General features: G+C 64.0%; 13 protein-coding genes and 1 riboswitch. Of the genes, 6 read left to right on the top strand and 7 right to left on the bottom strand.

The window, feature by feature from the left end; all coding sequences use genetic code 11:
• Window positions 1–26: 26 nt before the first annotated feature.
• From AAHK20_RS30245 to AAHK20_RS30230, 4 genes are read left to right on the top strand one after another with little or no spacing between them, the layout of a single operon-like run.
• Window positions 27–851, top strand: a complete 825-nt coding sequence (locus AAHK20_RS30245; protein ID WP_449185180.1) for a transporter substrate-binding domain-containing protein — start codon at window positions 27–29, stop codon at window positions 849–851.
• A 43-nt stretch (window positions 852–894) separates the two neighbouring features.
• Window positions 895–1650, top strand: a complete 756-nt coding sequence (locus AAHK20_RS30240; RefSeq protein WP_449185179.1) for an amino acid ABC transporter permease — start codon at window positions 895–897, stop codon at window positions 1648–1650.
• On the top strand, window positions 1647–2303 hold the full coding sequence (locus AAHK20_RS30235; RefSeq protein ID WP_449185178.1) for an amino acid ABC transporter permease: 657 nt from the start codon (window positions 1647–1649) through the stop codon (window positions 2301–2303). The genes AAHK20_RS30240 and AAHK20_RS30235 overlap by 4 nt, the downstream gene beginning before the upstream one ends.
• Before the next feature lie 44 nt (window positions 2304–2347).
• Window positions 2348–3073 carry an amino acid ABC transporter ATP-binding protein gene (locus AAHK20_RS30230; protein ID WP_449185177.1) on the top strand — a complete coding sequence of 242 codons (726 nt, stop codon included), beginning with the start codon at window positions 2348–2350 and terminating at the stop codon, window positions 3071–3073.
• Between the two features lie 32 nt (window positions 3074–3105).
• On the opposite strand, the gene AAHK20_RS30225 is transcribed toward AAHK20_RS30230, so the two are convergent.
• The 7 genes from AAHK20_RS30225 to AAHK20_RS30195 form a co-directional block, all read right to left on the bottom strand.
• Window positions 3106–3720, bottom strand: a complete 615-nt coding sequence (locus tag AAHK20_RS30225; protein WP_449185176.1) for a vWA domain-containing protein — start codon at window positions 3718–3720, stop codon at window positions 3106–3108.
• A 56-nt stretch (window positions 3721–3776) separates the two neighbouring features.
• Window positions 3777–4889 (bottom strand): magnesium chelatase ATPase subunit I, encoded by a 1113-nt coding sequence (locus tag AAHK20_RS30220; protein WP_449185175.1) that lies wholly within the window; start codon window positions 4887–4889, stop codon window positions 3777–3779.
• The gene (gene cobN, locus AAHK20_RS30215) at window positions 4886–8686 is read right to left on the bottom strand and encodes a cobaltochelatase subunit CobN (protein WP_449185174.1); all 3801 of its coding nucleotides are present in this window, start codon (window positions 8684–8686) and stop codon (window positions 4886–4888) included. Before cobN ends, AAHK20_RS30220 begins: the two co-directional genes overlap by 4 nt.
• 35 nt (window positions 8687–8721) lie before the next feature.
• Window positions 8722–9798, bottom strand: a complete 1077-nt coding sequence (gene cobW, locus AAHK20_RS30210; RefSeq protein ID WP_449185173.1) for a cobalamin biosynthesis protein CobW — start codon at window positions 9796–9798, stop codon at window positions 8722–8724.
• Window positions 9799–9813: 15 nt separating this feature from the next.
• A complete protein-coding gene (locus AAHK20_RS30205) occupies window positions 9814–10908 on the bottom strand; it encodes a HoxN/HupN/NixA family nickel/cobalt transporter (RefSeq protein ID WP_449185205.1) in 1095 nt (364 codons plus the stop codon).
• 121 nt (window positions 10909–11029) lie between these two features.
• Window positions 11030–11297: riboswitch (cobalamin riboswitch) on the bottom strand.
• A 71-nt stretch (window positions 11298–11368) separates the two neighbouring features.
• On the bottom strand, window positions 11369–11671 hold the full coding sequence (locus AAHK20_RS30200) for a HigA family addiction module antitoxin (protein ID WP_449185172.1): 303 nt from the start codon (window positions 11669–11671) through the stop codon (window positions 11369–11371).
• A 12-nt stretch (window positions 11672–11683) separates the two neighbouring features.
• Window positions 11684–11962 (bottom strand): type II toxin-antitoxin system RelE/ParE family toxin, encoded by a 279-nt coding sequence (locus AAHK20_RS30195; protein ID WP_449185204.1) that lies wholly within the window; start codon window positions 11960–11962, stop codon window positions 11684–11686.
• Window positions 11963–12178: 216 nt separating this feature from the next.
• Between AAHK20_RS30195 and AAHK20_RS30190 the strand changes: the two genes are divergently transcribed.
• Entirely contained in the window at window positions 12179–12598 is a 420-nt protein-coding gene (locus AAHK20_RS30190) for a cobalamin biosynthesis protein (RefSeq protein WP_449185171.1), read from the top strand.
• Window positions 12595–13197, top strand: coding sequence for a cob(I)yrinic acid a,c-diamide adenosyltransferase (gene cobO, locus AAHK20_RS30185; RefSeq protein ID WP_449185170.1), 603 nt, complete (start codon window positions 12595–12597; stop codon window positions 13195–13197). Before AAHK20_RS30190 ends, cobO begins: the two co-directional genes overlap by 4 nt.
• Window positions 13198–13199 lie beyond the last annotated feature (2 nt).

Here is a 13199-nt window from a genome sequence, read left to right as displayed (position 1 = left end):
TCTCGCAGATAGAGGAGACGTAGCAAATGAGCCACTCCACGCAAACCACTGGCGCAGTGCAGCGCTTGTTCGCCCATGCCGCTTTGGCGCTTGCCTTGACGGGCGTCGCCGGCCTGAGCGCCTTCGCACCGGCGGCGCATGCCGATGCGCTCGACGGGATCGCGAAGTCCGGCGTCGTGCGCGTCGGCGTCTTCGAAGACTATCCGCCCTTCGGCTCGATCGGCCCGGACATGAAGCCGCAAGGCTACGACATCGAAGTCGCGAACCTGATCGGCAAGGCGCTCAACGCCAAAGTCGAGCTGGTCCAGGTGACGGGCGACAACCGCATGGCTTACCTCGCCGATCACAAGACCGACATGCTGCTTTCCGTCGGCCAGACGCCGGAACGCGAGAAAGTGATCGACTTCTCGCAGCCCTATGCGCCGTACTACCTCGCGGTATTCGGGCCCAAGTCGCTGGCGGTGAAGAACGCCGGCGACCTCGCCAACAAGTCCGTCGCGGTCGCGCGCGGCACGCTGGAGGACTTGAGCGTCAGCAAGATCGCGCCGCCCTCGGCCACGATCAAGCGCTTCGACGATCCCAATGGCGCGATCTCGGCGTTCCTGTCCGGTCAGGCCCAGTTGCTGGTCGTCGGAAACGATGTGGGCGCAACGATCATGGCCCGCCATCCGGCGAACGATCCGGAGCAGAAATTCGAGCTCTTCAGCTCGCCCGACCACGTGGGCCTGAACAAGAACGAGCCGCGCCTGATGCAGAAGGTCAATGACGCCATTGCGACCGCGAAGAAGGACGGCACGATGAACGCGATTTCGCAGAAGTGGCTGCGCACGCCGCTGCCGGCCGATCTGTGATGCGAGTCGTCTTCCAGCCAACCACACGAAGGACGGCGCCGCGATGACCTATACATTCGATTTCAGCAGCTTCGGTCTGTATGCGGGCATGCTCGTTCGCGGCATCGAAGTGACGCTCGGGCTGACAGCGGTGTCGACGGTGCTCGGAGGCATCGTCGGTATCGCCGGCGCGAGCGTCGCCGTGGCGGGCCCGAAGTGGGTCCGCGCGCTGGTGGCGGCCTACGTCGAGCTGATTCGCAACACCCCGTTTCTCGTCCAGCTCTTCTTCGTGTTCTTCGGGCTGCCGAGCCTTGGCGTGCATATCGACGAAATGCAGGCGGCCGTCCTCGCGATGACCGTGAACCTCGGTGCGTACGCCGTGGAAATCGTCCGTGCGGGCATCGACTCGATTCCGCGCGGCCAGGTTCAGGCGGCGCTGGCGCTCGGTCTGCCGGGCCGGCAGGTGTTTCGCTACGTCGTGCTGCCGCAGGCGCTCGCGAACGTGTTTCCGGCATTGCTCGGGCAGGTGCTGATCGTGATGCTCGGCTCGGCCGTCGTGTCGCAGATCTCCGTCCCCGACTTGACCTACGCTGCGAACTTCATCCAGTCGCGCAACTTCCGCTCGTTCGAAAGCTACTTGATCATCACCGCGACGTATTTGCTGCTTTCGATCGCGTTGCGACTGTTGATCAACTGGCTCGGCAAGGGGCTCTTTGCGGGACGTGCAGCGCGTGGCAACAGCGTCGCGCCGCGCGGCAGGCTGCGCGCAATCTTTGCTTTCCGCGTTCGCGCGGCAGCGACAGAGGAGCCTTCACGATGATCGAGTTCACGCTTTGGGACATCGCGCGCAATCTGCTGCTCGCCGCGCGCTGGACCTTACTGCTTTCGCTGCTTGCGTTCCTCGGGGGCGGCGTCATGGGCCTCGTGCTGCTCGCGATGCGGGTCTCGCCGCTCGCGTGGCTGCGCCGGATCGTGATGTTGTACATCGAGTTGTTCCAGGGCACGCCGCTGCTGATGCAGCTCTTCCTCGGCTTCTTCGGCCTGCCGATGCTCGGTGTCGAAGTGTCGCCCTGGACGGCGGCAACCGTCACGCTCACGCTGTACACCAGCGCCTATCTAGCGGACATCTGGCGCGGCTGCGTCGAGGCCATACCGCGTGGCCAATGGGGTGCGGCGGCGAGCCTCGGCATGACCTGGACACAGCAGCTGCGCTACATCGTCTGGCCGCAAGCCTGGAAGATCGCCGTCCCGCCGACGGTGGGCTTTCTCGTGCAAGTGGTGAAAAGCACCGCGCTGACATCGATCATCGGTCTCACCGAATTGACCAAGACCGGCACGATGATCACGAACGCCGTGTTTCGCCCGTTCCCGATCTACGCGATGGTGGCGCTCCTCTACTTCGCGATGTGTTTTCCGCTGACGTGGTATGCGCGCGCGCTCGAGCGCCGGTATCGGTTCGGCCGGCATCGCTGAAATCGCACACTGGTACAACACTTTCAGAAGCTGCAAATCTCATCATGATTTCCATCAGCAACGTATCGAAGTGGTACGGCCACTTTCAAGTTCTCGCCGACTGCTCCACCGGCGTCAAGAAGGGCGAGGTGGTCGTCGTCTGCGGCCCTTCCGGTTCCGGAAAGTCGACCCTCATCAAGACGGTCAACGGGCTCGAGCCGTTCCAACAGGGCGAGATCACGATCAACGGCGAGTCGGTGGGCGACAAGAAAACGAACCTGTCCAAGTTGCGCTCGAAAGTCGGGATGGTGTTTCAGCACTTCGAGCTGTTCCCGCACATGTCCATCACCGACAATCTGACCCTCGCGCAAATCAAGGTGCTGGGCCGCTCCAAGGATGAAGCGGCGGACAAAGCGCTGAGCCTGCTCCATCGCGTCGGGCTTCGCGCGCATGCCGGGAAGTATCCGGGACAGTTGTCGGGCGGCCAGCAGCAGCGGGTGGCGATTGCTCGCGCGCTATCGATGGACCCGGTCGCCATGCTGTTCGACGAACCGACCTCGGCGCTCGATCCGGAGATGATCAACGAAGTGCTCGACGTGATGGTCGAACTGGCTCAAGAAGGGATGACGATGATGTGTGTCACGCACGAAATGGGCTTCGCCAAGAAAGTCGCGCATCGCGTGATCTTCATGGACCAGGGGCGCATCGTCGAGGATGACAGCAAGGAGGCGTTCTTCGCCAATCCGCGCTCAGAGCGGGCCAGAGATTTTCTGGGGAAGATTCTGCATTGATGGGCCCACCGGTTCACGCGGTGCGCCACATCTCAGCGCGCAATCAAATCCTCGGGACGGCAGAGCCTTGCTCCCCACTCGTTCGCAAGGCGCTCGCAGCGGTTGAGCCTGAGCGCGCCGGCTTCGAAGTCCACTACGACGATCTGATCGGCCGCGTCGGGGCGCGCCGGCCAATCGCGGCTGCGGCCGTCCGACAGTATCCATAGCCAGCGCGCCTGCGCAGGCTTGCGCCGCTTCGTCTGTTCGAGCAATTGCGCCGCGCGGCGCACGCCCAGCGCGAGCGGCGTGCCGCCCCCGCCGCCCACCGGCTGCAGCCAGCGCTCGTTCCACCAGCGCGGCACGAGCGGCCCGAAGCGCACGTCGGCGCGCGTGCCGCCGAAACATACGAGCGCGGCTTCGGCACGCGTCGTCGCGGCATGTTCGAACATCGAGAGCAGCATCCCTTTTGCGAGCGCGAGCCGCTGACCCGTCAGCATCGAGCCGGAACAATCGAGCACGAAGCAGTGCAGCGCGCTGTCTCGCGACGCTTCGCGCGCAAAACGTAGATGGTCGGCGCGCAAGCGTTCGGCGCGCTTGGCCGCGAGCGTTTGCGGCCACGCGATGCGCGTGCCCGCTACGCTGCCGCGTGCAACGTTGCCTGCGCCCATCAGCCATCGAAGACCGCTCGTCGAGTTCGAGCGAGCGGCGGCGCGTTTTCGATGGCTCAGCTTTTTTTTGCTTGGTGCGTGGGCAGCGGAATGACGCCTTTGACTTTGGTGAGCCCGGTGGGCTCGGGCGGCAGGTAGCCCCAGTCGCCGTCGTGTTCATCGGGCTCGGGTGGTTGTGAGTGGTTCGGCGAGTTGTTCGAAGAGTGAGCGTGGGATTGCGGCGGCTGTGTCGGTGCATGCGCCCGCGATTCATCGTGCTCGCGCCGTCGATGGCACAGCACCGCTTCGGCGACACGCTCCACATGCCCGGTCGTCACGGCAGCGCTTTGTTCGAGCGCGGCGAGCGCGCGCGCCGCGCGCAGCATCACGAGGTCGGCACGCAAGCCATCGACGGCCGCCGCGATGCAAAGCTCGCTCACGCGCGCGTGCACGGCATCGTCGAATGTCAGCAGCGGCAACGCGTCTCGCGCCGCACGAATGCGCTCGGCGCACGTGGCCTGCTGCGTCGCGTATTGCGCGCGCAACGAGTGCGGATCGATATCGAACGCGAGACGTGCCTTGACGATCTGCTGCCGCACGTTCGGCTCGAAACAATTCTGCAACTCGACGGCCAGACCGAAGCGATCGATCAGTTGCGGACGCAACTCGCCCTCTTCAGGATTCATCGTGCCGATCAGCACGAAGCGCGCGTCGTGGCTGTGCGAGACGCCATCGCGCTCGACGGTGTTCACGCCGCTCGCCGCCGCATCGAGCATCGCATCGACGAGCGCGTCGGGCAGCAGGTTGATTTCATCGACATACAGCACGCCGCGATGCGCATGCGCGAGCAGGCCCGGCGAGAATTTTACGGAGCCGTCGCGCAACACCGCTTCGATATCGAGCGTGCCGATCAAGCGGTCTTCGCTTGCGCCGAGCGGCAGCGTCACGAGCCGTCCGTCGGGCAGCAGCTCGGCGAGCGCACGCGCGGCCGTCGATTTCGCCGTGCCGCGCGGCCCGCTGACGAGCACGCCGCCGATGCCAGGGTCGATCGCCGCGAGCAGCAGCGCCTGCTGCAACGGCTGCTGGCCTACAAGAGCGGTAAAAGGAAATGCTGAGCGCTCAACCGATGCCATGTCTGCGTGATTCGCACGTTCGGCGTTCATCTCGCCCCGGCCATTCGATGTGTTCATTGCCTTGATCCTTCGATGTGCTGTTCACTCGCGAGCAGATGCTGCTCGACTTGCTCGCGATACGCGCCGGGCGCTTGCCACAGCCCGCGCTGCATCGCTTCGAGCAGCCGCTCGCAAACCGAATGCAGCGCGTGCGGATTATGGCGTTGCAGGAAGGCGCGCGTGTCGTCGTCGTTCAGATAAGCGTCGGTGACGAGCGCGTATTGATGGTCGGCGATCACGCGTGCGGTCGCGTCGTACCCGTACAGGTAGTCGACGGTCGCCGCGATCTCCGCCGCGCCCTTATAACCGTGGCGCTTCACGCCGTCGAGCCACTTCGGATTGACGACGCGCGAGCGGATCACGCGCGCGATCTCTTCCCGCAGCGTGCGGATGCGCGGCGCGGCCGGGTTCGCGTGATCCGCGTGATAAACGTGCGGCTGGCTGCCCGCGAGATGCCGGACCGCTGCCACCATGCCGCCTTGGAACTGGTAGTAGTCGTTCGAATCGAGCACGTCGTGCTCGCGGTTGTCCTGGTTCTGCAAGACCACGTCGAGCGTCGCGAGCCGCGTGCCGAACACCTGCCGCGCTTCGACACCCGCGCTTTGCTGCGCATATGCATAGCCGCCCCACGCCTGATACGCGCCGGAAAGATCGGCATCGGTCTGCCATTGCTTCGTGTCGATCAGTTCCTGCAGGCCCGCGCCGTATGCGCCGGGACGCGAGCTGAACACGCGCCAGCCCGCGCGGCGCCGCGCTTCGCCCGCTTCGATGCCGCGTGCGATCAGCGCGTCGCGCTCGCGCAGCACGCGGGCGCGTATCGGATTCAAGTGCTCGGGCTCGTCGAGTTCGGCGACCGCTTGCACGGCTGCGTCGAACAAATGCATGACGTTCGTGAACGCATCGCGGAAGAAGCCGGAGACGCGCAGCGTCACGTCGATGCGAGGCCGGTCGAACGCCTCGATCGGCATGATCTCGAAGTCGGTCACGCGATGGCTGCCCGGCGCCCATTTCGGCCGCACGCCGATCAGCGCCATCGCCTGCGCGATGTCGTCGCCGCCCGTGCGCATCGTCGCCGTCCCCCACACCGAGAGGCCGACCGCGCGCGGATAGTCGCCATGTTCCTGCACGTGCCGCTCGATCAACTGCTGCGCTGATTTCAAGCCGAGCACCCACGCGGATTGCGTCGGCACGGCGCGCGTGTCGACCGAATAGAAGTTGCGGCCGGTGGGCAGCACGTCGGGGCGACCGCGCGAGGGTGAGCCGCTCGGCCCTGGCGGCACGAAGCGTCCTTCGAGTCCGCGCTTCAAGTTGCGCATTTCGTGCGCGCCGCAAGCGTCGAGGCGCGGTAAGAGATCGTCGCGCACGCGTTCCAACACGCGTTCCGTGTGCGGCAGCGCGCCGGGAGCGGGCGTTACGGCGGTAGCCTCATCGCCGCATAAGTTCTTCAACAATTCGGCGGCCAGCAATTCGAGCCGTTCACGCGTGTCGCCGTTGTGGCGCCAAGGCGCGTCGCTCACTTGCCGCAGCGGCTCGGGATGCGGCCCCTCCCACTCAGCCGACCAATCCGGCGCCAGCGGATCGAAGATCGCATCGACCTGCAGGTCTTTCGCCAGCGCTTCGATCAACCCGGCATTCGCGCCCTGTCCGCCGCTCACCGGAAAGCGCGCGAGCGCGAGCAGCGTATCGCGCCGCTGCTCGCGCTCCGGCGACTCGCCGAACGTGTGCAAGCCATCGCGGATCTGCGCCTCTTTCAGCTCGCACAGGTAGGCATCGGCGCGCGTGAGCAACGCGTCTTCCGCGTCCTGATCGGCCGGCAAGCCGACGCTCAATTCCTCGTGCAGCCGATGCTCGACGATCGTCGCGAGGATCGTCTTGCGCAACAGCTTCGCTCGGCGCGGATCGACCATCAGCGCTTCGTAGTATTCGTCGACTTGCCGCTCGAGGTCCTGCAGCGGGCCATAGTTCTCGGCGCGCGTGAGCGGCGGCATCAGATGATCGATGATCACCGCCTGCGCGCGGCGCTTCGCTTGGCTGCCTTCGCCGGGATCGTTGACGATGAACGGATAGAGATGCGGCATCGGCCCAAGCACGAGATCGGGCCAGCACGTGTCGCTCAACGCGACGCTTTTGCCCGGCAGCCATTCGAGATTGCCGTGCTTGCCGACGTGGACCACCGCGTCGATGCCGAAGCGGTGCCGCAGCCAGAAATAGAACGCGATATACGAATGCGGCGGGACGAGTTCGGCATCGTGATAGCTCGCGTAGTCGCCCTCAGCGCGCGTGCGCGCCGGTTGAATGCCGACGAACACCTGAGCGCAGCGCCAGCCCGCGATCATGAAGCGGCCGTGGCGGATCGTCGGATCTTGCTCGGGCTGTCCCCAGCGCGCGTTCAACGCATCGCGCGTCTCGGCGGGAAGCTGCTGGAAGTACTGCAGGTAATCGTCGAGCGCGAGACTCTGCAGCGCGGGCCGCAAGTCGCGCACCACAGGATCGTTCGTCACGCCCTGCGTGAGCGTGCGCATCAGCGCGTCGCCATCGGCGGGCACATCGGCTACGCGATACCCCTCGTCGCGCAGCATCGCGAGAATGTTCACGACCGATGCCGGCGTATCGAGCCCCACGCCGTTGCCGATGCGCCCTTCGCTCATCGGATAGTTCGCGAGAATCAGTGCGAGCTTCTTGTCGGCGTTGTCGGTGCGCCTTAACCGGCACCAACGGCGGCTAAGCTCGGCGAGAAACGCGATCCGCTCGAGATCCGGCTGATAGCGAACGACATCGACTTCGGTATGCGGGCACCGGTACGCCAGCCCCTTGAAGCTGATCGCGCGCGTGATGATGCGGCCGTCGACTTCCGGCAGCGCGACATGCATCGCGATATCGCGCGAATTCAGGCCGTGGTTGTCCTTGAGCCAATCCTCGCGGTTGCCGCCGCTCAGGATCACCTGCATGACGGGCGCGTCGCCGGCGAGCGCGAGCGGCTCGGGATCGTCGATCGCCGATGCCGCGAAAGCCGTCGTGTTCAACACGAGCGCCGCATGATGCTGAGCACACAGCTGTTGGACCACGTCGCGGCTCAACGCATCCTTGAGCGAGGTGATCGCAATCGGCAGCGGGTTCATCCCTTCGTCGGCGAGTGCCTTCAAGAGCGCGTCGAAAACCGCCGTATTGGCCGCTTGCAAATGCGCCTTGTAAAACAGCACAGCAACGACCGGCGCGCCTGCGAGCCAATCCGCCTGCCAGTGCTCGATCGTCGCCAAGTCGTGCGCCGGATGATAGAGCGCCACCGCAGGCAGCGGACGCGGCGGCGCCGGTTCCTCGCCCCATCCGAGGCCACGGTACGCGATGCAACGCAGAAACGCCTCCGCGTTCTGCGCGCCGCCCTCGCGCAAGTAGCGCCATAGCTCGTGGCAAAGCCCGGCATCCGCCGTGCTCTTCACGAGCAGGTTCGGGTCTTCCTGCAAATCGCCGGAGAACATCGCCAGCAACTGCCCGTTACGCTCGGCAAGCGCGACCACCTGCTCGATCCCATACGGCCAATACGCCTCGCCGCCAAGGTGATCGACCACCACGACGCGCGCGTGCTTGAGCACGTCGTCGATGTAGAAATCCACCGACGCCGGCTGCCGCAGAAACGTCACGTTCGCGAGCCGCACGCTCGGAAAGCCCTCGCCCAAGCGCGGAAACACGCTTGCGAGCAGCGACAACGTCGTATCGGCAGAACTGAGCACGACGATGTCGGCGGGACGCTGATCGATGCGGATCACGCCCGCCGTGTCGTCGACGAAACCGCCGGGCGTGGTTCGCAGCAAGTGCATGGCGAGTTCTTTCCTGTGATGGCGGTTAGCGGTGGTTAGGCCTGTTGAGTCTCGGCCGCCGCGAGCGCGGCGCTGAACGCGGCCTGCAACGCCGGTTGATCGAGGTCTTCGCCAATCAGCACGAAGCGGCTCGTCACCGCCTCGCCGTCCTGCCAGCGACGGTCGAAGTAGCTGTCGAAGCGCCGCCCCACGCCTTGCACGACCAGACGCATCGGTGCGCCGGGCAGCGCCGCGAAACCCTTCACGCGATAGATCGTGTGCTGCTCGACGAGCGTCTGCAGCGCGGCGAGCGCCGCCTCGCGCGAACGCGTCTCGCCTTGCACGACGACCGAATCGAACTCGTCGTGGTGGTGATCGGCGTCGTCGGCGGAACCGTGATGATCGTGGCGCAAGTGAATCGTTTCTTCCGACGCTGAAGCGAGCCCAAGCAACGCGTGGACATCGAGCTGGCCCATTTGCGCGGGCACGATCTTCACCTGCGGCGGAATCTCTTCGCGAATCGCAGCGACGACCGCTTCGTGATGCGCGCCGTCGAGCAAATCGGTCTTGTTGAGAATCACGAGGTCCGCAGACGAAAGCTGATCGGCGAAAAGCTCGTGCAACGGCGATTCGTGATCGAGATTCGGATCGGCCTTGCGCTGCGCATCGACGGCTTGCGGATTCTCCGCGAACTGCCCGCTCGCGGCGGCGGGACCGTCGACCACCGTCACGACCGCATCGACCGTGAAGCTGTTCTTGATCGACGGCCAGTTGAACGCCTGCACGAGCGGTTTCGGCAACGCGAGGCCGGACGTTTCGATCAGCACGTGATCGATGTCGCCGCGCCGCTCGACCAACTCTTCCATCACAGGAAAGAACTCTTCCTGCACGGTGCAGCAGAGGCACCCATTGGCGAGCTCATAGAGCTGACCCGCTTGCTCGTTGCCTTCGTCATCGCAGCCGATGCCGCAACCCTTGAGGATCTCGCCATCGATGCCGAGCTCGCCGAACTCGTTGACGATCACGGCGATGCGCTTGCCGTCGGCATGTTTGAGGATGTGCCGCAGCAACGTGGTCTTGCCGCTGCCGAGAAAGCCCGTGACGACGGTTACGGGAATTTTGCGCGTTTGCATTCTGCTGACTCCAAATCAGGTGGACACCGTGACGTCGATCTCGTCGTAGCGTTTCAAGCGATACACGAGCGCGGACACAATCCAGCTCACGAAGAAAAGACCGATGACGATATAGCCGAGCGTGCCGAAGTGGTCGGACAGCATGCCCATGTAGTCCCAGAACGGCCCCTTCAAATTGAGCTGGTCGGCGAGCAGTGCGAGCGTTTCGATGCCGCCGATGACCACGGCCACGAGCACCGAGACGAATGTAATCGTCATGTTGTAGTAGATCTTGCGGATCGGCCGCACGAACGCCCATTTATAGGCGCCCATCATGAGGATGCCGTCGGTGGTGTCGACGAGCGACATGCCCGCGGTGAACAGCACCGGCAGCACCAACACCGACCAGAACGACACGCCGCTCGATATCTGCGTCGCAGAGATGCCGAACAGCGCGATCTCGGTGGCCGTATCGAAGCTGAGCCCGAACATGAAGCCGATCGGGTACATGTGCCAGCTGCGCGACGCGAGCTTGAACAGCGGCTTGAAGATGCGCGCGAGAAAGCCGCGATTGCCGAGCAGCAGATCGAGATCTTCCTCGACGAGCGGCTCGCCGCGCTGCACGGCGCGGAACGTGCGGTACACGCCTCGCAGCACGATGAGGTTCGCTGCGGCGAGCACGAAAAGGAAAAACGCGGATACGCAAGTGCTGATCACGCCACCGATATCTTTCAGATCGGAAAAGTGGGTCGAAAGCGAAGCCGTCGTCATCGCGACCACGACCGTCATCACGATCACCACCGTCGAATGCCCGAGCGAAAAGAAGAAGCCGACGCCGAGCGGATTGCGTTTTTCCTGCAGCAGCTTGCGCGTGACGTTGTCGATCGCGGCGATATGGTCCGCATCGACCGCATGGCGCAAGCCGAACGTATAGGCGAGCAGCGCGGTGCCGAGCAGCACCGGATGGCCGTGAAAGGCCGCGAAGGCCCAGATCCACGCACCGACATTGAACGCAACCAACAACATGTAGATCCCGACGATCTTGCCGCGCAATTCCGTCGGACTGTCATTGAACAACTGGGAAACAGACTTGAGCACGATTGCCCCTTGATGAACGGTCGACAAACCCATGATTGCCAACACGAACAGCACCGGCGAAAACCCCCGCGTGCGAAGCATCGTTCGTCACAATGTCGTCACGTAGTCGGGAAAGCGCGGTGCGGTTCGTGGCAGTAACGCCGCATCCCCGCGGCGCCAACCCCTTGCTCTGGCCGGTATCCGGGCTGGCGAAAGCGCCGCTTCACCTTCCCGCACGAGGAATTTCTCGCGCAGTGGCTAATGTGGGCACGGCCTTGCGTACACACATTGAAGTCGGCTCTGCATCGCGTGGTGCGATGCCTTCGCTTACCGTTGCGGGGGCAGCACAGGTTGGCTCGGCCGATGTGGCTTCGCGCCCTGTTTCCCGTTTAACTGCATGCGCGATGAGCGCGCATACGAGCACCAAAGTGCGTGGGAGTGTAGGCGGGCCATAACGGAGCGTCAAGGTGACGTCCGGGACAACGTCGTGACCAATCGATCAGGTCCGTCTCAATCAGGTATGCGCTGCCTCGCGAGGCTCGACCTTACGGTCAATCTCGGCCCGCGTCGATAGCGTCTTAAGGTCATACGCGGCTTGCAGATTCAGCCAGAATTCGGGCGTCGAATCGAAGTAACGCGCAAGCCGGTACGCAGTGTCGGCTGTGATGCCACGCCGTTCCTTCACGATCTCGTGAAGTCGCGTTGCCGGCACGTTCAGTGCCAGCGCGAGCGCATTCACGCTCATTTCCAGCGGAACCAGATACTCCTCCCGCAGGATTTCGCCCGGATGTACCGGACGCATTCCATTCTTGACCATATGAGCTCCTATTCAGTGGTAGTCGACGATTTCGATCTCGGTCGCACCGTCGTCCGTCCATACGAAGCACAAACGCCATTGACCGTTGATGCGGATGCTGCACTGGCCGCGCCGATCGCCTTTGAGCGCCTCGAGCTGGTTGCCAGGCGGCGAGCGCAGATCTTTCAATTCCTTGGCCGCCTCCAGCATCTGAAGCTTGCGTATCGCGGCGGCCTCGATTGCACGAAAGCGTTTCGGCGATTTACCGGCGTAAAGGGCTTCGGTGTCTTTGCATCGGAAGGACTTAATCATAACGCCCATGGTATTACGTAAAACGTAATACGTCAAGACGACGATTAGTGGGTGACGTAGGCGCTTTTAAATACGACGGCATGCCGCGCGACACGCGAGCCACCTCATGTAGTAACTGCCGAATAGGCATGTGCTATCGTATGCGCGCGTTTTTTGGCACCTTTCCCGCACCTTTCCACGCGTTAATTCCCGCCTTGCTCATCACCGCCACGTCTGATGCAATCGCATAAGCCGCTCACGCTCGGCATCGGCTGCCGGCGCTTCGCGTCGGTCGAACAGATCGACGCTGCCGTTCGCGCCGCGCTCGGCGCGCATTCGCTCGATGAAGTGCGCGCGGTCGCGACGATCGATGCGAAAGCGCAAGAGCCGGGGCTCGTGGCGTTTTGCGCGCGGTACGGTTTGCCGCTTGAGGTTTTCACGCGCGCGCAGATCGAGGGGCTTGCCGCGACACCAACGCTAACGCCCTCGCTCACGCCTTCGCCCGCGGCGCTCGCTCATCTCGGCGTGGAGGGCGTCTGCGAACCTTGCGCGCTACTCGCGTCGCAAGGCGGGCGTCTCCTCATCGGCAAGACCGTGCGCGACGGGGTGACGATAGCCGTTGCCAAGCACGAATCACACGACCAGGACATACGATGAAAACCGACCCCGAATCGCACCAACGCATGACCCAGCGCCGCCGCGAAGGCCATGAGAAGAAGCAGGCCTCCGCCACCGTCGAGAAAGGCCTCTTGATCGTCAACACCGGCACCGGCAAGGGCAAGAGCACGGCCGCTTTCGGCATGGCCGTGCGCGTGCTCGGACACGGCATGCGGCTCGGCGTCGTGCAATTCATCAAGGGCGCGCTGCACACCTCGGAGCGCGACTTCCTCGGCGCGCAAGCGAACTGCGATTTCGTCACGATGGGCGACGGCTACACGTGGAATACGCAAAACCGCGATGCCGACATCGCCACCGCGCGCAAAGGCTGGGACGAGGCGCGCCGGATGATCGATAGCGGCGAATACCAGATGGTCGTTCTCGACGAGCTCAATACGGTGCTGAAGTACGAATACCTGCCGCTCGACGAAGTGCTCGGCGTGCTCACGTCGCGGCCCGAGATGGTGCACGTCGTCGTGACGGGGCGACATGCGCCCGACGCGCTGATCGAAGCCGCCGATCTCGTCACCGAGATGCGGCTCGTCAAGCATCCGTATCGCGAGCAAGGCGTGAAGGCGCAGCGCGGCGTGGAGTTCTAAAC

The organism is Trinickia camelliae (assembly GCF_053525655.1).
Note: the sequence above shows the minus strand (reverse complement) of the source record. Positions and strands in the feature narration are given on the sequence as shown.

Excerpts from the sequence above, each read along its gene's own strand:
- AAHK20_RS30205 (WP_449185205.1), bottom strand. The coding sequence starts at position 10,908 with ATGGGTTTGTCGACCGTTCATCAAGGGGCAATCGTGCTCAAGTCTGTT.
- AAHK20_RS30220 (WP_449185175.1), bottom strand. The coding sequence starts at position 4,889 with ATGAACACATCGAATGGCCGGGGCGAGATGAACGCCGAACGTGCGAAT.
- AAHK20_RS30200 (WP_449185172.1), bottom strand. The coding sequence starts at position 11,671 with ATGGTCAAGAATGGAATGCGTCCGGTACATCCGGGCGAAATCCTGCGG.
- AAHK20_RS30195 (WP_449185204.1), bottom strand. The coding sequence starts at position 11,962 with ATGATTAAGTCCTTCCGATGCAAAGACACCGAAGCCCTTTACGCCGGT.
- AAHK20_RS30235 (WP_449185178.1), top strand. The coding sequence starts at position 1,647 with ATGATCGAGTTCACGCTTTGGGACATCGCGCGCAATCTGCTGCTCGCC.
- cobN (WP_449185174.1), bottom strand. The coding sequence starts at position 8,686 with ATGCACTTGCTGCGAACCACGCCCGGCGGTTTCGTCGACGACACGGCG.
- cobO (WP_449185170.1), top strand. The coding sequence starts at position 12,595 with ATGAAAACCGACCCCGAATCGCACCAACGCATGACCCAGCGCCGCCGC.
- cobW (WP_449185173.1), bottom strand. The coding sequence starts at position 9,798 with ATGCAAACGCGCAAAATTCCCGTAACCGTCGTCACGGGCTTTCTCGGC.
- AAHK20_RS30225 (WP_449185176.1), bottom strand. The coding sequence starts at position 3,720 with ATGGGCGCAGGCAACGTTGCACGCGGCAGCGTAGCGGGCACGCGCATC.
- AAHK20_RS30240 (WP_449185179.1), top strand. The coding sequence starts at position 895 with ATGACCTATACATTCGATTTCAGCAGCTTCGGTCTGTATGCGGGCATG.
- AAHK20_RS30230 (WP_449185177.1), top strand. The coding sequence starts at position 2,348 with ATGATTTCCATCAGCAACGTATCGAAGTGGTACGGCCACTTTCAAGTT.
- AAHK20_RS30245 (WP_449185180.1), top strand. The coding sequence starts at position 27 with ATGAGCCACTCCACGCAAACCACTGGCGCAGTGCAGCGCTTGTTCGCC.
- AAHK20_RS30190 (WP_449185171.1), top strand. The coding sequence starts at position 12,179 with ATGCAATCGCATAAGCCGCTCACGCTCGGCATCGGCTGCCGGCGCTTC.